Genomic DNA, 20,050 nt, shown 5'->3' on the forward strand with positions numbered 1-20,050 from the left:
TAAATTTGATATATATTTAAAAATATTGATTATGAAAAACTTTATTTTTATCATTATCCTTAGTGCAGTGACATTCTCCTGTACATCCAGAAATGTTGCACCTCCAACCGAAGGCTCTCATCAGCCTGCAAAAGTAGAAAAGGGTGACGATGGAGAATGGGAGCTTACTGTTTTCGATACAGACTACGAAAACTTCCTGCTTACCAGAGCAAGACCTAAATCCATGTATACAGAATCTTATCTTAAAAGCAGAAATACGATTCTGGTAAACGAATGGAACAGTTTATATATGTCCGGAAGATATAGGAACATTGTAGAATCTCAGATTGATTATGATCCAAACGAAAAATACGGAATGGATTTCGAGTACAGGCTTTATCAGGTATTTGTTTATGTCAGATGGAAATACGGACTGAAACTATACAGCCTTAGCAACGTAGAAGGCTTGAGATAAAATATTTTTGCCATTAATATTATAATAACAATTGCCGGATATAATCCGGCAATTGCATTGAAGTTAAAGTAACTATATGAAAAAACTTTCATATTAAAATTAGTATCCTGGGTTTTGTTTAATTACGGTATTGATTAATTCCTTATATGGTATCGGAAGAATTTCATTTTTATTTGGCTTAAATCCTCTGTTTCCAAGTACTACAGGTGCATCTCCCCATCTTACCAAATCAAACCAACGGTGTCCTTCACCGGCGAGTTCTCTTCTCCTCTCATCTTTTATAGCCTGCATAGAAACGGGTACGGATGGCAGCCCCACTCTTTGCCTTACGGCGTCCAGCAATGCCTGAGCTCTGGCTCCGGAAGCATTTAGTGCTTCTGCTTCCATCAGATAGGTATCTGCCAAACGAATAGCATATATATCCTGATTAAAATTAAGTTCAACCGGTCCTGTTCCTGTCGTTTTGTTAGACTGCATTGGCAGGAATTTATTCAGAAAATAGCCTGTATCTTTATAAGCGGCCCCATAGGTAGCATATCCATCTGCAACAAGTTTTTTCACATTCATTATAGTTGCATTCAGCCTAGGATCGTCTTTCATAAAATTATAAAGATCCTCCGTAACCGGATTAAATGCCCATCCTCCCGAATATATATCCGGAGCATTAGCAGCTACACCAGCCTTAGTTCTATTAAAAGATCTGGGACCTATCATCTGGTTTACAGAATTTCCTTCATCATTTCCTTGACCCCACCATCCCCAATCTGTACTACCTTTACTTGTATATACAATTTCGAGTACCGATTCTGTATTGAATTTACTACCAAAACTCCACAGATCATTATAATTAGCCAGAAGTTTATAGCCATATTGGCTGGTTCCACCCGGAGTGCCATTTACATCTGCAAATTGTGCTGCTGCCAGATCTTTCTTTCCATCATATAAATAAATTTTCCCCAACATTGCCTTTGCTGCTCCCTGGCTTAGTCTTCCTTTCTCACCATCTGCCACTATTGCTGGTAAAGCAGCAATCGCAGTTAGCAAGTCGGTTTCAATCTGCTGGTAAATCTTTTTAGGATCTTCCTGTGGTACATTATACAAATTGTCCTGAGAACTGAGAATAGGCTTTAGCATTAACGGAATATTCCCAAACATTCTTAGCAACTCGAAATAATAAATAGATCGTAGAGCCAGTGCCTCAGCATTAAATCTTGCTTTTTCGTTAGTATCCATTGGTACTGCGGAAAGCTTATCCAATAATAAATTTGCTCTTGCTATTCCCTGGAAATAATTATTCCAGTAACTCTGTGGTATTTTATAAGAGTCTATTGAATAATTAGAAAAACTTTGTATACCTATTCCATCCGTAGCATTTCCTCCTCCTGCATTAAAATCATCTGAGGCAGCATTAAAAAAAGTAATTGTATTCTCAAAACCTGCAGCATATTTATTAATAGGATCATAGACCCCTATCAATGCCTGAAAAGCCTGATTTCTGTCTTTAAAAAATTCATCAGTATTGAAAGCTCCTTTATTCTGAACATCTTCTACATAATCGGAACTACATGATTGTATAGCTCCAAGTGATAAAACAGCCACACATAATCCAGAGATCGTTTTATTTTTTATATAATTTTTCATTGTAATATTCATCTTAAAATTCAATGTTAGCTCCAAAAATGAAAGTTCTGGCCTGTGGATAATAAGCTCTATCTATACCCAAAACATTTTTATCATTTGTATTTACACCTGCAACTTCAGGATCATAACCTGTATATTTCGTGAAGGTTACTAGATTCTCTCCTGTTACATAAAATCTTACTCTGCTTGCACCAAAGCTTTTTACCACATCTTTTGGCAAAGTATAACCTATCTGTACCAACTTCAGCCTTAGGTAATCTCCTTTTTGTAGGTAAAAATCTGACATCCAGCTAAAGTTTCTGTTTGTATCATTGGTTGTTAAACGCGGATAATCATAAGATGTACCCTCTCCATGCCAACGGTTCAGCACTTCTCTCTGATAATTGGCATCCTGAAGATCTAATCTACGCAGCCCCTGGAATACTTTATTCCCTGCCTGCCCTTGTGCAAATAGCATTAAGTCAAAATTCTTATAATTAAGATTCACCGTCAAACCAAAAGTAAACTTAGGAATGGCATTACCCAGATAAGTGTAATCATTGTTATCAATAACCCCATCACCATTAGTATCTACCCAACGGAAATCTCCTGGTTTGGCATCCGGCTGAATAAGTTGTCCTTTCGCATTTCTATATGAGTTAATTTCCGTTTGATTCTGGAATACACCGTTATGCTTCAGACCAAAGAAGGAGGAATAAGGCTGCCCAACCTGAAGTCTCTGCACATCTCCCATAGACTGAAAACCTGCATCACTGGTGGTTGTCCATAATTTATTATCTTCCAATGAAAGAATTTCATTCTTCAGGTAAGAGAAATTTCCATTTACAGAAATTCCGAAATCATCCGAAAAGCTTTTTTTATAACCCAATTCTACTTCAATCCCTTTATTAGACATATCGGCAATATTAGCAGCTGGTAAATCCGTAATACCTACATATCCCGGGATGTCATAATATCTCAGGATTCCTGTGGTTTTCTTCTGATAAGCATCAACTGTTAAGCTGAAATTATTGAACAATTTTAAATCAACAGCAATATTGGTTTGTGCAGTTCTTTCCCAAGCCAAGTTTTCGTTTGCCAAAGTTCTCAAGCGGTATCCGATATTGATAAATTCGCCCTCGCGTACTGAATAAAATGGATAGTTACTTTTACCAACAATAGTTGATTTAAATAAGAAGTCACCAATAGCATCATTACCCGTTTCTCCATAGCCTCCTCTAATTTTCAGCATATTAACCACCTTATTTTGCGGCCAAAAGCTTTCATTAGAAACAACCCATCCTAGTGAGAAGGCAGGAAAAGTCCCCCATACTTTATTTGATCCGAATTTCGAAGAACCATCTCTTCTGATTGTACCTGTGAATAAATACTTACCTGCATAATCATAAATTACTCTTCCGAAGTACGATGTTTTTTTAGCCTGAATACCATCATAGGCAGATGTTGTTCTGTCACTCTGACTTACATCAAAATTAAAAGATGCATCTCGCCAATTGTTTACAGGTAGGTTAGTATAAGTGGTTGTTTGCCCTTCTGCAATATTATATAGATAAACACCTTGCCCCGCTAATACATCAAAAGTATGTTCACCTACCTTTTTATGGTAATTAATGGTATTTTCCATACTCCATTCAAACTTCCTGTTTGTAGCTCTGGTTAGATTGTTTTTTCCTGTATTACTATAAGTTGGACTTAAATAATAAAGCGGTGTAAAACTCTGATTACCCCAGTACGAAAGTTTACCATTCAATGCTGACCGAACTTTAAAATCCTTTAATAGTTTCAGTTCACCAAAAACATTTCCTACAAAGTCGTCTGTCCAATTATAATTACCTTGCTGGGTCTGCTGAAATGCCAGTGGATTGGCCATTTCCTGATTAACTAAAGAAGAAATACCATAGGGCCTGCCTTGCGGATCTCTAATAATATACTGGTTGCTATAATTAGGTCCGTTTAGTTTTGCCGGATCTGTTTCCACAACAGGCGTTGTAGGATCTAAATTGATCGCCGAACTTAAAGGTCCGCCAAATTCACCATTAGCATTAATTCCCTGTGATTTGGTATGCGTATAATTCAAAGTCTGCCCTAACGTTAAAAAAGGCAATACCTGATGTGTAGAGTTCAATCTTGCTGTATATCTCTTATAATGTGAAATATCCCGCATCACAATCCCTTCCTGATCAAAATAACCAAAAGAACCAAAGTAAGTAGACTTATCATTTCCTCCGCTTACAGTAATATCATGCGATGTTTTAGCTGCCGTATTGAATATTTGTTTCTGCCAGTCTGTTCCTACTCCAAGAGAAGAAGGGTTTGAGAAAAATGGCTGCTCATTATTGTTAATCCTTTTTTCGTTAACAATCATTGCATATTCAGATGCATTCAACAGATCCAATTTCTTTGCTGCACTTCCAATTCCATAGAAACCGTTATAAGATAATGTCAGCTTTCCTTTTTTTCCCTTCTTAGTGGTAACCAGAACAACTCCACGAGCTGCCGAAACCCCGTAAATAGCTGAGGAAGCACCATCCTTCAACACTTCTATACTTTCAATATCCGACTGATTCAGGAAACCTATGTTATCCACGGCAATACCATCTACAATCCACAAGGGATCGTTACCGGCGCCAAAACTGGTAATACCTCTTACTCTAATGGTTGCTGAAGATCCGGGTTGTCCGGAGTTGGACACTACAGAAACCCCTGAAGCCCTACCTTGCAAGACCTGCTCTGGTCTTCCGGCTGGAACATTTTCTAGGTCCTTTGCTTTTATACTGGCAATAGCCCCGGTAACATTACTTTTTTTCTGTGTCCCGTACCCAATGACTACTACCTCTTCAATCTTTTTCTCATTAGCAGTCGTATCCTTTTTCGACTGCTGTGCATTAATATTTGCTGTAAAATATAAAACAGCAATTAAGCTTAGATTACGAATTGGTGATTGTTTCATATTATTATCTCTCTTAGAGACAATAATAATAAATATTATGATATGTTAACAAAAAATTTAACTTTTCTTAATATTCATCGGTTATAAAAGCTTATTTTTGAATACTAAATATTCGTTTTTGGGCAAAAAAAATTCACTAAAAATAGGACTCGCAATGAGTTTTTTTACATTTTCAATGCTTTTGAACTGTTTAAGCATTGTTATTCTTAATTATTTTGGACAAAAAAAATTCGTCCTCCTTGGTTCATTAGAAGTATTTAAAGATTTACCTATTGCCTTGCTGGCAGCATTTATATCTCGTTACATCCCTCGGATAGGTCACCTTAACTCTATTATAATAGGTTTATCCATAGCCTTTATTCTATGTATCATAACGCCTTTTGTCAATGATTTTTGGTTTTTCAAAATCTGGTTCTTGTTAATCGGATTATGTTTTATACTGGTGAAAATTTCTGTACTCTACATTACCATTAACCTGAGTAAAGCAGAGGAAAATGGCAGTCGTTTTATGCAGTTTATCGAAGCCTCTTTTATGGCAGGAATCGTTATAGTAAACCTTATTTTTGGACTTATTATGGGAAGTTCTTCACCATATCTATGGAAATATGGCTTTTGGGTAATTGCTTTTTTCAATCTTTTAACAATGGGCTTTCTATACTTCGGAAAATCTGCATGGCAAAAAGCCTATACCAACACATCCGATCAGAAAAGCACAATAGCATTAAGCAGCTGGCAAGTGATGAAAAAGTCTTTCTTATTTCTGGCAATCGTCTTTTTTATCATAATAACTGAACAAAGTTTTACAACATGGCTTCCAACATATTCTAAGGCTATATTCAATGCCGATCCGTTCTCAGCCACACAAACCACTGTAATATTTGCCTTTTCAGCACTTGCCGGAAGAATTATTTATGGCATGCTGATTCTTAAACGTTCCTGGAGCAAGCTGTTTGCAGGGCTATTAGTATCCATTCTTATTATTGTGTCCTGTATTAGCGGTATACTTATATTCGAAAAACCACATCAGGTATTTTTATATCTTATCCCTTGTATGGGCTTTTTTATTGGCCCGTTATACCCTATTATCAATGCACATCAGCTCTACAGCTTACCAAATGAACAGGAAAGAGGCACTCTTTTGGGACTTATTATTGTCTTTTCATCTCTGGCTTCGTGTACAAGTTCTTTGGTTATTGGTCTTACTCTGGATCATATACAACCAGAATATGCATTTACTTTACTATTTTTGCCAACAATAGCATTATCTGCATTATTTTTAAATTACAAACGAAAACCAATCTCATAAATACTATATGAAAAAAAATACAACTTCTGAAACCAATAATAACCTACAGACCCTTGTTGAAACTAATGATTTTATCAGACAGCTTTCAATAGACTGCGTGATTTTTGGTTTTCATAATAAAAGCCTGAAGGTTCTGATGCTTAAGTACTTCAATCTTGATACCTGGGCACTACCCGGTGGATTTATCTTTAGAGATGAAAATGTAGATGATGCGGCTTACAGATTGTTATACGAAAGAACTCATCTGGATGAAATATTTCTGGAACAGTTTTATACTTTTGGTAACAAGAACCGTACAGAATCAGATATCCACAACCGGCTTACAAAAAATAAGGAGATAGATCTTCCGAAAGATCACTGGCTTTTCGAGCGACACATTAGTATAGGTTATTATGCACTTATAGATTATACTTTGTCTTCTACATTCCCGGATGCATTTAGTGAAAAGTGCGAATGGTTTGATGTTCATAATCTTCCTAAGGAAATAGCATTTGACCACCGCGATATTATTGAAAAAGGCATGGAATTTTTACGTAAAAACCTGGACTACAAAATCTACGGAAGCAATCTGTTACCAGAAAAATTTACCATGAAGGAGTTGCAAAATTTATATGAATGTATTTTAGGAGAACCCCTTAGAAGGAATAATTTTCAGAGAAAAATGCTAAGCCTTGATTTTCTGGAACGACTGGAAAAGAAATTCGACGGATCAGCAAACAAAGCTCCATACTACTACAAATTCAAAAAATAAAAAAAGGGAACAGAATGTGTTCCCTTTTTTATGCTGAAGAAAAGTCTTATTTGTTATAATTCTCTTCTACTTTATCCCAGTTGATTACATCAAAAAAAGCCGTCACATAGTCAGGTCTCTTGTTCTGATACTTTAGGTAGTAAGCATGCTCCCATACATCAATACCTAATACAGGTGTACCTGCAACACCAGCTCCCGGAGTGATTGGGCTGTCCTGATTAGCGGTAGAGCCAACAGATACAGATCCGTCTGCATTTTTAATTAACCAAGCCCATCCTGAACCAAATCTTGTTTTAGCAGCTTCAGCGAAATCAGTTTTGAATTTTTCAAGACCGCCATAATTTTCGATAGCTTCTTTTACTTTTCCTACCGGCTCTTTTGATCCGCCTGGAGTCAAAATCTCCCAGAATAATGTATGATTGAAGTGACCTCCACCATTGTTTCTAACAGCTGGTTTGTCGCTACCTTCCTTAATTACTTCCTCGATAGTTTTACCTTCAAGATCAGTTCCTGCAATTGCCTTATTAAGGTTATCTACATAAGCCTGGTGGTGCTTTGTGTAGTGTATTTCCATTGTCTGAGCATCGATAGTTGGTTCTAATGCATCGTAAGCATATCCTAATTTTGGTAATTCAAATGACATTTTTAATAATTTTAAAGTTAATACTCAAAATTAAGGAATAAAACCCGGCAAAGCTAATTTGATTTTTAAATTTTATAAATCTTTAACATAGAAAAAGCCGTTTACTAGAAACGGCTTTGATATGATTTATAATCCAAATTCTTTTTTGATATCGTCCACTCTGTCGAGCTTTTCCCATGTGAAGAATTCAAGATCTTTTAGTGTAAGTTCATTAGCAGATCCTCTGTTAAAAGTTTTGTCTGCCACATAATATTCTTTCCCCATATGGCCATAAGAAGCTGTTTCCTGATAAATAGGATTTCTAAGTTTCAGATTCTGTTCAATAGCATACGGACGAAGGTCGAATACTTTTGAAACTTTGTTAGCGATCTCACCATCAGTTAAACCAACTTTAGAAGTTCCGTAAGTATTGATGAATAAACCACAAGGCTCTGCAACACCAATTGCATAAGAAACCTGCACTAAAACTTCGTCTGCAACTCCTGCAGCAACAAGGTTTTTAGCAATATGACGGGTTGCATAAGCTGCACTTCTGTCTACTTTAGAAGGATCTTTTCCAGAGAAAGCACCACCACCGTGTGCTCCTTTACCACCATAAGTATCTACGATGATCTTTCTTCCTGTAAGACCTGTATCACCATGAGGACCACCAATCACAAATTTACCTGTCGGGTTAATGTGATATTTGATCTGATCGTTGAATAATACCTGAATATGTTCTGGTTGAGTCGCAACAACTCTCGGAATTAATATATTTTTGATATCCTCACGGATTTTAGACAACATTTCTTCTTCAGAAGCAAAATCATCATGCTGTGTAGAAACAACGATAGAATCTATACGGATTGGCTTATGATCATCTGAATATTCGATAGTTACCTGGCTTTTAGCATCCGGACGAAGATAAGTAATCTCTTTACTTTCTCTTCTTATCGCTGATAGTTCTCTTAGAATAGAGTGTGCTAAATCAAGTGCTAAAGGCATATAATTAGCCGTTTCATTGGTTGCATAACCAAACATCATACCCTGGTCTCCTGCTCCCTGTGCATTCGCTTTAGCCTCGAAGCTCTCATCAGTAACTTTTCTGTCAACTCCCTGATTAATATCCGGAGACTGCTCATGAATTGCTGAAATTACACCACAAGAATCACCATTAAACATGTATTCTCCTTTGGTATAACCAATTCCGTTAATTACTTCTCTGGCAATATGCTGTACATCTAAATAAGCTGAAGATTTTACTTCTCCGGCTAATACAACCTGACCAGTCGTTACCAAAGTTTCACATGCTACTTTGGAATCTTTATCATAAGCTAAGAAATTATCAATTAGGGCATCGGATATCTGATCTGCAATTTTATCCGGGTGTCCTTCAGAAACAGATTCTGATGTAAATAAATATGGCATAATACAATATATTATTGTGTTAAAATACTGGAATATGCACTGATTGAAAAGACAAGAAATACCGTTTTAGCATTTTTTTAATGAGGTTGCAATCAGCACAAATTTTTCCTCTCAATAACTTGGTTGCAAATTTACATCTTTTATTTAAAAAACAATTAAACAAAAGATGCTTTTTATCATACTAAGTTAGTAGAGGTTTAGTCTACTCCGGCTTAACCCCCACAAAATCTGCAGGTGCGGCATCATACTTCAGTTTATTTTTCAGTGATTCACGAATAGAATCCGTCATTTCATCCAGAAGTTTTTGCTTGTATGTTGGCTTATAATAAATAAGACTTATTTCTCTTTTCGGGTAAGGTTTTCTGAAATGGAAGACCTTTTCTCTTTGTCCTTCCGTAAGGTGATCCACAGCCATTTCCGGAATAACCGTCAATCCTCCGACTCTGTCTACCATCTGAACCAAAGTATTAACGCTGGATGCTTTGAAATCCAGATTAGATGGCTTCAGTTCGTTTTCTTTTAATTTACAGATATTTTCTACCTGCGTACGAAGGCAGTTTCCTTCTGATAATAACCATACGTCTTCCAGATCAATATCTTCAGGGATAATGAAGCTGTCTCCGTCTTTGTTAAGATCTTTATTAGAAGAATAAATCAACAATTCTTCGTTGTACAGAAAATCACTAAAGAATTCATCTGCGGCGGCATAAGGCGTAGAAATAATCCCCGCATCAATCTCACCGGATTTTAGTGCCTTAATTACATTCTCTGTAGTCATTTCCTTCACATTCATTTCAATCTTAGGATTTCTTCTGAGGAAATCAAAGATCTCATTAGGCAGCAGGAATGCAGATACTGTAGGAATAATTCCAAGATTAATTTTCCCTGACACGATATTGTTCAGGAGATTGGCCCTGTTACGGAGTTCCATAACATCATCTATAATCTTTTTGGCTTGTTCTATAATTTGTTGACCGGCATCTGTCGTGCGAATAGGATGGCTTGTACGGTCAAAAATCTTGATATCCAACTCTTCTTCAAATTTCTGAATCATCGCACTCAATGTTGGTTGTGTTATAAAACATGCCTGCGCTGCTTTACCGAAGTGTTTATACTTGTCAACAGCGATCAAGTATTCAAGTTGTTGGATATTCATAGAATATATAAATTAAAAGTATAACAAATATAGCTATTTTCTTTTTGATAAAATGCCTAATTTTACTAATCCAAAAATACTTAAATAAAAATACAGTTATGGAAAATAAAAAGAAGCTTACCAACGCAGCCGGGATACCATACTACAATCATGAAGATTCACAAACTGTTGGTTCCAGAGGCCCTGTTTTATTACAAGACTTTATTTTACAAGAGAATTTAGCTCATTTTGTAAGAGAAAGAATTCCTGAAAGGATTGTACATGCTAAGGGTTCTGGTGCTTACGGAAAATTTACTGTAACTGGTGATATTAGTAAATATACCCGTGCAAAGCTTTTCTCTAAAGTAGGAAATGAATGTAAGATGTTTGCCCGTTTCTCTACCGTTGGTGGAGAAAAAGGAAGTGCTGATACGGAAAGAGACCCAAGAGGATTCGCTCTGAAATTTTATACTGAAGATGGTAACTGGGATCTGGTTGGAAACAATACTCCTGTATTCTTCATTAAAGATGCAAAGAAGTTTCCGGACTTTATACATACCCAAAAGAGAGTACCAAGAACTAACCTTAAAGACCATACTGTAATGTGGGATTACTGGTCTCTGAATCCAGAATCTCTACATCAGGTATTAATACTGATGTCCGACAGGGGTACTCCTCATGGCTACAGACATATGCATGGCTATGGTTCTCATACTTTTGCAATGATTAATGACAAGAACGAAAGACATTGGGTAAAATTCCATTTTAAAAGTCATCAGGGAATCAAAAATTTCAACAATGAAGAGGCTACTGAAATGAAGGGTAAAAACCCGGATTTTGCTCAGGAAGATCTTGTAGATGCAATAGACAACGGAAATTTCCCAAAATGGACAATGCAAATACAGGTAATGACTGAGGAACAGGCTAAAAACTTCCGTTGGAATCCTTTCGATGTTACTAAAGTATGGCCACATAGTGAATATCCATTAATCGATGTTGGTGTTATGGAACTGAATGAGGTTCCTGTAAACTATTTTGCACATGTTGAGCAAAGTACATTTGCACCAAGTAATCTTGTCGACGGTATCAGCTTCTCTCCGGATAAAATGCTTCAGGGACGTTTATTCTCTTATGCTGATGCTCATCGTTACAGAGTTGGTGTCAATTCCCATTATTTACCGGTAAACGCATGTCCTTTCCAGGTAAACAACTACCAGAGAGACGGTTATATGGCTATGGGAGACAACGGCGGAGATGCACCTAATTATTTCCCGAATAGCTTTGACAACATAGCTCCGGATCCGGCATATAAACCTTTCGAAGAGGAATTGGATAGCGCTCACGTAGCATTCTTCGATAGAAATAAGGATGATAACGATCACTACACACAGCCCGGACTTTTATATTCCAAAGCGATGAATGACGAGGATAGAAAAAATCTTATTCACAATATCGTGGAACATATGAAAGGAATAAAAGGGGAGAAAAAAGATCTTATTATCAATAGACAATTATGCCATTTTTTCAGAGCTAACATTGATCTGGGGATAAAAATAGCAGCCAGCCTTGGAGTAACTATAGACGCCAGCCAGATGCAACATTCAACCCAATAAAATATCAATTTTTTATAGATAAAGCCAAACTCATATTTTGTAGTTTGGTTTTTTTTATTACTTTTAACTAATATTCTTTATTTTTTTTCAAAAATTAGAGATATAATTCTTACAAAAAGAAGCTAATATGAACATTAACACACGCCAGGAAAACAATATTTTTACAATAGAAATTAATCGCCCTGAGAGTCTGAATGCACTAAACGGACAGACCTTGCAGGAGATTAATGAGGCTGTTTCCCATGCTGAGGAAAATCCGGAAGTCCGGGTTATTATTATTACCGGAAGTGGTGAAAAATCTTTTGTTGCAGGAGCCGACATTAAAGAATTCTCAGATTATAATGCTGCTCAGGCAGAAGAAATGTCCAGAAAAGGACATATAAATGTTTTTGATAAAATTGAAAATTTAAAGAAACCGGTTATTGCCGCAATTAATGGTTTTGCACTGGGTGGAGGACTAGAACTGGCAATGGCTTGTCATATCCGTTATGCATCTGAAACTGCCAGATTAGGCTTACCAGAAGTTACTTTAGGCCTTATCCCTGGATATGGCGGGACACAGAGGCTTCCAAAATTAGTAGGTAAAGGCCTTGCCAACGAAATTATATTCTCTGCGAAAATGATTCCTGCTCAAAGAGCTAAAGAAATAGGATTGGTAAATGATGTTTTTCCATTAGCTGACTTGATGGATAAAACAAAAGAGTTGGCATCTACAATTGCTAAAAACTCACCTCTTGCTATTACGGAAGCTATTGCTGCTGTAAATGCTTCATATTCTGAAAACGGATTTGAAAAGGAGATAAAATCTTTCGGAAAATTATTCGAACTGGAAGATAAAAAAGAAGGAGTTGCAGCGTTTATAGAGAAGAGAAAACCAAATTTCTAATGGGGGGTGAGATTACTAAATTTGATATCGCATATCTCCGTATGGCTAAAGAATGGGCCAAACTTTCTTATTGCAAAAGAAAGCAGGTAGGGGCACTGATTGTGAATAACCGTACCATTATTTCGGATGGTTATAACGGGACACCTTCAGGATTTGAAAATTGTTGCGAGGATACAGAGGGAAAGACACATTGGTATGTTCTTCATGCTGAGGCTAACGCAATTCTGAAACTGGCTAATTCTACACAATCATGTAAAGGAGCAACGTTATATCTTACTTTATCTCCTTGTAAGGAATGTAGTAAGCTTATACACCAGTCCGGCATTAAACGTTTGGTATACATCGATGCCTATTCCGATGATGCGGGGCTTAAATTCCTGAAAGAAGCAGGGGTTGAAATATTACAAATACACGACACACACCTTGAGAATATAATATAAAAATAATATCAAAAACACACACATGGATGAAAAAAAGAATTGGGATACACAAATTAAAAACTTTGCAGAATACTTAAAATTCGAGAAAAACTTTTCCAACAATACTTTAGATGCTTACATCAGAGATCTAAAAAAACTGGCAGAGTATGCTCAGGAATTTTTAGGAGACCTTTCGCCTGAAAATATCACTTATGATCATTTACTAGACTTTATGCAATATCAGTCTAAACAAGGCATTAGTGAAAGAACTCAGGCTCGTTGGGTATCTTCTACAAAAGCTTTTTATAAATATCTCTTCGAAGAAGAATTGATACAGGAAAATCCTACATCTTTACTGGAGGGTCCAAAATTGGGTTTATACCTGCCGGATACCCTTAGTTTTGATGATGTGGAAAAACTAGTTTCAGTTATTGACCAGAGTACTGATATCGGACAGCGGAACTTTTGTATAATCGAAGTTCTCTATGGCTGTGGCCTCCGTGTTTCAGAATTAATTGACCTAAAACTATCTGATATTAATTTTAATGAATCTTATATCAGGGTTGAAGGTAAGGGCAAGAAAGTAAGGTTTGTTCCATTGGCTCCTTACACTCAAAAAATTCTTCAGAATTATATTCAGCATACCAGAAGCCACATGCGTGTAGCTCCAAAAAGCACAGATGTAGCTTTTCTGAATACCAGAGGAACCGCTTTATCCAGAGTAATGGTATTTATCATGATCAAAGAAATGGCTGCAAAAGCTGGGATCTACAGAAGTATTTCTCCGCATACATTCAGACATTCTTTCGCAACACATTTATTACAAAATGGTGCCGATCTTAGATTCATACAGGAATTATTGGGTCATTCCAGTATTACGACTACCCAAGTATATACACATTTGGATACAGAGAACCTACGGACTGCTATTATTGATTTTCACCCACGAAACAATAAACATCATATAGAATAATATGCTAAATCTACAATTCTGCCCGAGCTGCGGAAAAGGGAGTCTGACTTTTAACGGAAGGAAAATGCATTGTACATCCTGCGATTTCGTTTTTTACAATAATACGGCTGCTGCTGTTGCAGTTGTAATAAAGTGTGGCGACGAGGTTATGCTAACCCGAAGAAATCAGGAACCTTCCTATGGAAAGCTGGATCTTGCCGGCGGATTTATAGATTTTGAAGAAACTGCAGAGAATGCCTGCCGCAGGGAATTATTTGAAGAAATGCAGATAGAAGTTGACGAAAGCAAACTAAAATACATTTGTAGTATTCCTAATACCTATCCTTACAAGGATATATTATACCATACTATGGATCTTTTCTTTGAATATGAAGTAACAGAAAAATTTGATGTTGTACTTGAAGAGCATGAAATTTCTGATACGATCTGGATTAAAAAAAATGAGATTGATCTGAATGAAATTGCTTTTGAATCGCAAAAGCAATTTTTTGAAAAATACAGATTACAATAAATAGAATGAAAGGCCCTAAAACAGGGCCTTTCTTATTTTCAGATATTCTTATAAAACTTGTATAATAAATTGATATTGCCGGAACAAAGTATCGGCACTGCTTCTGCAAGAACCTCTTCATTCCATTCCCACCATTTTATTTCGAGCAATATTGCTATATCGTTTTCACTAAATCTTTTTTTAATCAGTTTTGCAGGATTACCTCCAACAATAGCATAAGGTTCTACATCTTTTGTTACTAATGCACGGCTGCCTATTACAGCTCCATCCCCTACTTTTATTCCCGGCATAATCATCGCTTCGCCTCCGATCCATACATCGTTCCCGATGATTGTATCACCTGCATTTTTAAAGGCATCAATACTGTTTTCAAAGACTTCCACTTCATTCATATAAAAAAATGGAAAGCTGGATATCCAGTCATATCGGTGTCCCTGATTGCCTGCCATTATAAAACTAGCCCCAGTTCCTACAGAACAGTAAGATCCTATAACTAATTTATCTACATCGTCTCTGTCTGGCAACAAATAGCGGGCGCAATCATCAAATGAATGTCCGTGATAATAGCCTGAATAATAAGAATATTTACCGGCAATGATATTAGGATTCTGGATATGGTCTTTTATGATTTTCCCTTTGAAAGGGCTTTCGAAGAAATTTTTCACGTTTATAACTTTTAAATTTAACAATAGAAGAATTGGAGTTATATAGTAATAACTCCTAAAAAGTGATGTATGTTAATTTAAAAAAGCTAATGCGTTAATTTCATAAGACAAATTTATAAAAATATACCGAAACTATGACTAATAAAGCATTTAATACTTATTATCAGTCAGCAGCTTCTTAAAATACTCAGTGAGTGTATTTCTTTCAGTATTATTTAGATTTGCTTCCGGATGCTTTAATATATATGCTGGCATTGGCATAGAACGCTGCTCTATTGTAGCAACAGATTTCTGTAATATAGTTGTTTTCTGATCTTTATTGTACTGACTCCATTCAGAATAATTCAACCGTGCTTTACCTTCATTTACGTGGTCTTTTACCGTCCACGAAATAGGCGCAATATAAGAGTACCATGGATACTTCGTTTCATCAGAATGACAATCATAACAGGCACGTTGTAAAAGCTGCGTAACGACTGCCGGAGATTGTTGTATACTGACAAAGCTATCTTTCTTATCTACAGGTTTATTGGTTCTGTTTACAGGAATAAGCTGTATAACAACTAGTACAACAAGTCCCCAGAAGAAAATTTTCTTTATCATAGGCTATCGCTGATATCCCGGGTTTTGTAACTGCTGTTGTTGTTTCTGATACAGATCGTTCTGCTCTTTCTTCGTCTTATCGTCTTTATCTTTAGCCTTTTCTTTGGCTTTTTCTTTTTCCTGTTCTTCTATACTCTTAATTCCAGCTCCCGAAGGCATTAATGAATCCTCCTGGTCTTCTTTATCATTTACTGCTGTATCTTTTAGATCCCAGTTTTCTACCTTATCCCAAAGAGGTTTTACAGTCATTTTTTTACGATATAGATAAGCCTCTTCCGGCTGGATATGCTTTTCGAAATCGGCTCCGTCCCATACCCCGTTTTTATTATTATCTACTAATATCCTTATAGAGTAAGTTTCTGCTTTCAGGTTTTCGAATTTTATTTCTGTTTTACCTTCAACCTTCTGCTCTTTTACAACATCAAAATTATCATTCAGCAACTGAACCCAGAATGGTGCAGTAGGAGCATTAGCTAAACGGAAAACTAAAGACCCATATTCATCGCTTTTACCAACATCAAAATTGAATATAATTGGTTTTGCATTTTTAAAATAGAATGCAGACACACTTTCTTTTCCTACTCTAAGGCTATATTTTTTCCCAGCCAGAAGCTGGGCGTCAACCTGAATTTCAAATGGATTTGTTTTAGAAATTTGTGCCTGAAATGGTACTACAGTAGTACTATCGGCTTTCAGTTCCCACTGTGCGAAATCCACTTTATCCAAAGCCATATTGGCTTTAAGCCTCAGATTACTTCCCGGAGGAAGTGTTGTCCCGGAATTATTGTTTAGGGTTAACTCGTCTTTAGTATTTACTTTATAATATGTTGAAACAGTATCAACCTTTTTCTTCACATTATTGTAGAAAGAGAATTTCACATTCGTTGAAGACTCTTTGAAATCATTTCCTTTGGGATTTATCCATATATATGCAGAATCCGATTTAGGCTTACGCTGTATTTTAAAATCAGAAAGAGCTGATCCTACTTGTTTTATCTGAAGACTATCATCCGGTTTCCCTTCGAAAACCATATTAAGACCTCCCGGAATAGGTTTGCTCTCAACAAACCTGAATTTTTTCTTTGGTGGAGACAGCAAAAGACGCAATCCCTTTTTAGGCTCTGTCAGGTGCAAAGGTTCCGGTAAAAAGGCAACTCTCTCTTTCCCTGAATCGTAAATACTGTTCTGATTGTCATCCTGAAAAGCAACAAGATTATAATCTCCTGCAGCCAGATAATTTAATTCAAAATATCCATCCGGATCTACTCTCGAAATATAGTATGGTTTTTCTTTATAATCTTTTGCATCTGCTTTATACAAACCTACCACAAGAGGTTTATCCTTATCGTTTGTATTGGTATCCTTACTATTCTTTTTCCTTGGACGGAGAACATCATCTACATTACCACTTATATAAAGGCTATCGATAGTACTACCTGTTGAAAAAACAAAGTTGTAATACGGAAGCACATTTCCCTCATTATTATCTGCAATACTATTCCCGAAATTGAAATTATAGGTTGTATTTGCCTTTAATGTATCCTCCCATTGGATCAGGATATACTTATTCGCCATAGTAGACGGAATAATCTTCTTTAGCTTTTTTATAGGCGGAGAAATAACCAATTGCTTGGATGCATCTTTCAGGGTAATATACTCATCAAAATCAATCCTCAATTCTTTAAGACTCGTCGAAACGTTCTTTGCTAAAGAATCGGGTTTTGAGGATACAACTCTTGGCGGTGTTTTATCTTTTTCTCCTCCAACAGGTGCTCCCACCCTTGCGCAGGAAAAGAAGAGAATTATAAATAACAAAAAGAAGGCATTTCTCATACGGCAAATTTAGCAATTTTCTATTCGCCCGCGTCAGAAGGTTTTTCATCTACGGGAAGTCTATCCAGTTCTTTACTCAGACGCTCTCTTTCAAACGGAAAATCTTCAAATAATCCGGATAAAGCTAAGGTAGAGTATACTCTGGAAGAATATTTATTTCCGATGGCTATAATCGTTACTTTAGATTTTAGCAAATGTCCAAAAACAGCATTAGAACCATGCCACCATCCATTGTGATAAGTAAGTTTTTCTCCATTATTGAAGATTTTCATTCTGAAACCTATACCATAATTATTTACGCCTGCTTTTTCATTAGAATATGGCTGAAATACAAGATTCATAAGCTCTGGCTTTAGAAAATCTTTAGAGTACAAAGCTTTGGAAAAATTATACAAATCCCGAGGTGTTGTATAAACATTCTTATCTCCATAAATCAGGTCCAGATAATCCAAAGGAAATAATCTTTTCCCATTGTTATAGAAGGATTGCCCTGCCGTAGGAATATCTTTTTCCTGAAAGATATAAGTATTATTCATCTTTAAAGGCTTGAAAACCATCTCCTGCATAGCCTCCGGGAAAGGAGTCGCTGTTACTTTTTCTACTACCAGAGCAAGCAATGCAAAGTTGGTATTGCAATACATAAATCCGGTATCTGGCTTTCTCGCTAATTCAGGTTTATTTTTAATAATAAAATCCAGAATAAATTTATTACTGATATAATTGGCTTTCGGAACTTTTGCATCTTCCAGAAAATGTTCATATTTAGGCAATCCACTACGTTGCTTCAATAACATTTCTACAGTAATTTCCGGATAAGGAAAACCTGGAAATAATGTAGTAAGTGGCTCATTAATTTTTAATTTACCTGCCTCTATCAGCTTCATCACTGCCATAGCTGTAATCGGCTTACTAACCGATGCCACATGCAATGCTACATCTTTTGTAATCGGAATGGTATTATGCTCACGGGCAAATCCTCTGTACTTTTCATACAGAATATCATCTCCTTTAGCAACTAAAACACCACCACTAAGATCTCCCTTTTCCCATACATGTTTATAATAAGCATCTATAGCCTGAACTGTTGCATTCCTATCTGCAAGTTTAGAATCTTCAGGAGAGAAAACTTCTTTTAAATTGACACTTCCATAGTTGGGAAGCTTACTTTCATATTTTTCATCATTAGACTGTGCTTTTCCACCTTCTTTTTTACAAGCCGTAAAGGTTAAGGTGCAAAGTAAAAAAAGAGCACTATACTTCTTCATAAATAACATTTGAATTAAGGAACGGCAATTTATAAATTTAATTGCAAAATCTTGTCAACAATAAATTGCGCCAGCTTTATTTTGCTTTGAACAGTCCAGCCAGCAATGTGAGGAGTCACAATTACTTTTTCAGAATTTAATAAATAGTCTAAATCGGAATTTCCTGAGGTCTGAATATTCTCGAAAGAGGCTTTTTCAAATTCCAGAACGTCCAGACAGGCAGCTTTTACTTTTCCTTCTTTTAAGGCTTCTACCAATGCCGAGGTTTTCATATGTTTTCCTCTTGCAGTATTTACCAGGTAAAAGTCTTTATTCATATTACGGATGAAGATTTCATCTATTAGATAATGAGTTTCGGGAGTCTGTGGGGTATGAAGACTAATAATATCAGCTTCTTTCTGCAACGTTTCCAAACTCACCTGTGTCGCGTATTCATCACCAAGATCAGGAAGAATATCATAAAAGATAACTTTCACACCAAATCCTGATAATCTTTTAGCAACAGCCTTTCCCATATTACCATAGCCAATAATACCAAAGGTTTTGCCCATTAGTTCATCTCCGCGATTCTCCTCACGTAGCCATATTCCGTTTTTAACCTCCAACGAAGCTATGAATAAGCGATTCATCAGAATAAGTAGCATTCCAACAACATGTTCGGCTACAGAGTCTCTATTGCCTTCCGGCGAATTGATTAATGCGATACCCAACTCTTCTGCTTTTGGGGTATCTATATTTTCCATTCCGGCTCCTACACGGGCCACAAATTTCAGTTTTTTAGCTGCTTCAAAAAACCTGGCATCTACAGGAATCCGGCTACGGATAATGATACCATCATAAAGGTGAATTTTGGACAAAACCTCATCATAAGAAGAAGTGTAATCTTCTTCAAACTGAAATCCTTTTGCCGAAAGCTGTTCAACAATCAGGGGATGGTTTTTATCCAATAAGAGTATTAAGGGTGCTGACATTACAATTGGGCGTTTATTAGTGAA

18 protein-coding genes are annotated in these 20,050 nt (G+C 36.4%); 8 read left to right on the plus strand and 10 right to left on the minus strand.

Annotated features, from left to right (window positions below):
- Positions 1-31: 31 nt before the first annotated feature.
- Positions 32-454 carry a DUF6146 family protein gene (locus C8J95_RS00990; protein ID WP_107807240.1) on the plus strand — a complete coding sequence of 141 codons (423 nt, stop codon included), beginning with the start codon at positions 32-34 and terminating at the stop codon, positions 452-454.
- Between the two features lie 99 nt (positions 455-553).
- On the opposite strand, the gene C8J95_RS00995 is transcribed toward C8J95_RS00990, so the two are convergent.
- Positions 554-2,095 (minus strand): RagB/SusD family nutrient uptake outer membrane protein, encoded by a 1,542-nt coding sequence (locus tag C8J95_RS00995; protein WP_107807585.1) that lies wholly within the window; start codon positions 2,093-2,095, stop codon positions 554-556.
- A gap of 13 nt (positions 2,096-2,108) precedes the next feature.
- On the minus strand, positions 2,109-5,045 hold the full coding sequence (locus tag C8J95_RS01000) for a TonB-dependent receptor (protein ID WP_107807241.1): 2,937 nt from the start codon (positions 5,043-5,045) through the stop codon (positions 2,109-2,111).
- Positions 5,046-5,199: 154 nt separating this feature from the next.
- Here C8J95_RS01000 and C8J95_RS01005 point away from each other — a divergent pair, with 154 nt between their 5' ends.
- Positions 5,200-6,351 carry a sugar MFS transporter gene (locus tag C8J95_RS01005; protein ID WP_255412694.1) on the plus strand — a complete coding sequence of 384 codons (1,152 nt, stop codon included), beginning with the start codon at positions 5,200-5,202 and terminating at the stop codon, positions 6,349-6,351.
- 7 nt (positions 6,352-6,358) lie between these two features.
- Positions 6,359-7,102, plus strand: coding sequence for an NUDIX domain-containing protein (locus tag C8J95_RS01010; protein WP_107807243.1), 744 nt, complete (start codon positions 6,359-6,361; stop codon positions 7,100-7,102).
- 46 nt (positions 7,103-7,148) lie between these two features.
- Here C8J95_RS01010 and C8J95_RS01015 read toward each other — a convergent pair whose 3' ends face one another.
- From C8J95_RS01015 to C8J95_RS01025, 3 genes are all read right to left on the minus strand, one after another.
- Entirely contained in the window at positions 7,149-7,745 is a 597-nt protein-coding gene (locus tag C8J95_RS01015) for a superoxide dismutase (RefSeq protein WP_009086893.1), read from the minus strand.
- Between the two features lie 126 nt (positions 7,746-7,871).
- A complete protein-coding gene (metK, locus tag C8J95_RS01020; protein ID WP_107807244.1) occupies positions 7,872-9,152 on the minus strand; it encodes a methionine adenosyltransferase in 1,281 nt (426 codons plus the stop codon).
- Positions 9,153-9,354: 202 nt separating this feature from the next.
- Positions 9,355-10,308: a hydrogen peroxide-inducible genes activator gene (locus C8J95_RS01025; protein ID WP_009086889.1), complete on the minus strand. Its 954-nt coding sequence runs from the start codon at positions 10,306-10,308 to the stop codon at positions 9,355-9,357.
- A gap of 98 nt (positions 10,309-10,406) precedes the next feature.
- Here C8J95_RS01025 and C8J95_RS01030 point away from each other — a divergent pair, with 98 nt between their 5' ends.
- The 5 genes from C8J95_RS01030 to C8J95_RS01050 all read left to right on the plus strand — a co-directional run bounded on the left by C8J95_RS01030 (position 10,407) and on the right by C8J95_RS01050 (position 14,689).
- Positions 10,407-11,900, plus strand: a complete 1,494-nt coding sequence (locus C8J95_RS01030) for a catalase (protein WP_107807245.1) — start codon at positions 10,407-10,409, stop codon at positions 11,898-11,900.
- A 127-nt stretch (positions 11,901-12,027) separates the two neighbouring features.
- The gene (locus tag C8J95_RS01035; RefSeq protein WP_107807246.1) at positions 12,028-12,786 is read left to right on the plus strand and encodes an enoyl-CoA hydratase/isomerase family protein; all 759 of its coding nucleotides are present in this window, start codon (positions 12,028-12,030) and stop codon (positions 12,784-12,786) included.
- Complete coding sequence (locus C8J95_RS01040) at positions 12,786-13,226, plus strand: dCMP deaminase family protein (RefSeq protein ID WP_107807247.1); 441 nt, start codon at positions 12,786-12,788, stop codon at positions 13,224-13,226. The genes C8J95_RS01035 and C8J95_RS01040 overlap by 1 nt, the downstream gene beginning before the upstream one ends.
- A gap of 22 nt (positions 13,227-13,248) precedes the next feature.
- The gene (xerD, locus tag C8J95_RS01045) at positions 13,249-14,178 is read left to right on the plus strand and encodes a site-specific tyrosine recombinase XerD (RefSeq protein WP_107807248.1); all 930 of its coding nucleotides are present in this window, start codon (positions 13,249-13,251) and stop codon (positions 14,176-14,178) included.
- Between the two features lies 1 nt (position 14,179).
- Complete coding sequence (locus C8J95_RS01050) at positions 14,180-14,689, plus strand: NUDIX domain-containing protein (protein ID WP_107807249.1); 510 nt, start codon at positions 14,180-14,182, stop codon at positions 14,687-14,689.
- Between the two features lie 38 nt (positions 14,690-14,727).
- On the opposite strand, the gene catB is transcribed toward C8J95_RS01050, so the two are convergent.
- The 5 genes from catB to C8J95_RS01075 all read right to left on the minus strand — a co-directional run bounded on the left by catB (position 14,728) and on the right by C8J95_RS01075 (position 20,026).
- The gene (gene catB, locus C8J95_RS01055) at positions 14,728-15,354 is read right to left on the minus strand and encodes a type B chloramphenicol O-acetyltransferase (protein WP_107807250.1); all 627 of its coding nucleotides are present in this window, start codon (positions 15,352-15,354) and stop codon (positions 14,728-14,730) included.
- Between the two features lie 150 nt (positions 15,355-15,504).
- Positions 15,505-15,957 carry a heme-binding domain-containing protein gene (locus tag C8J95_RS01060; protein WP_107807251.1) on the minus strand — a complete coding sequence of 151 codons (453 nt, stop codon included), beginning with the start codon at positions 15,955-15,957 and terminating at the stop codon, positions 15,505-15,507.
- A gap of 3 nt (positions 15,958-15,960) precedes the next feature.
- Positions 15,961-17,790 carry an Ig-like domain-containing domain gene (locus C8J95_RS01065; RefSeq protein ID WP_107807252.1) on the minus strand — a complete coding sequence of 610 codons (1,830 nt, stop codon included), beginning with the start codon at positions 17,788-17,790 and terminating at the stop codon, positions 15,961-15,963.
- Between the two features lie 20 nt (positions 17,791-17,810).
- Positions 17,811-19,055 (minus strand): serine hydrolase, encoded by a 1,245-nt coding sequence (locus C8J95_RS01070; protein WP_107807586.1) that lies wholly within the window; start codon positions 19,053-19,055, stop codon positions 17,811-17,813.
- A gap of 29 nt (positions 19,056-19,084) precedes the next feature.
- Positions 19,085-20,026, minus strand: a complete 942-nt coding sequence (locus tag C8J95_RS01075; RefSeq protein WP_107807253.1) for a 2-hydroxyacid dehydrogenase — start codon at positions 20,024-20,026, stop codon at positions 19,085-19,087.
- Between the last annotated feature and the right edge of the window lie 24 nt (positions 20,027-20,050).

Source organism: Elizabethkingia sp. YR214 (assembly GCF_003058195.1).
GTDB lineage: Bacteria > Bacteroidota > Bacteroidia > Flavobacteriales > Weeksellaceae > Elizabethkingia.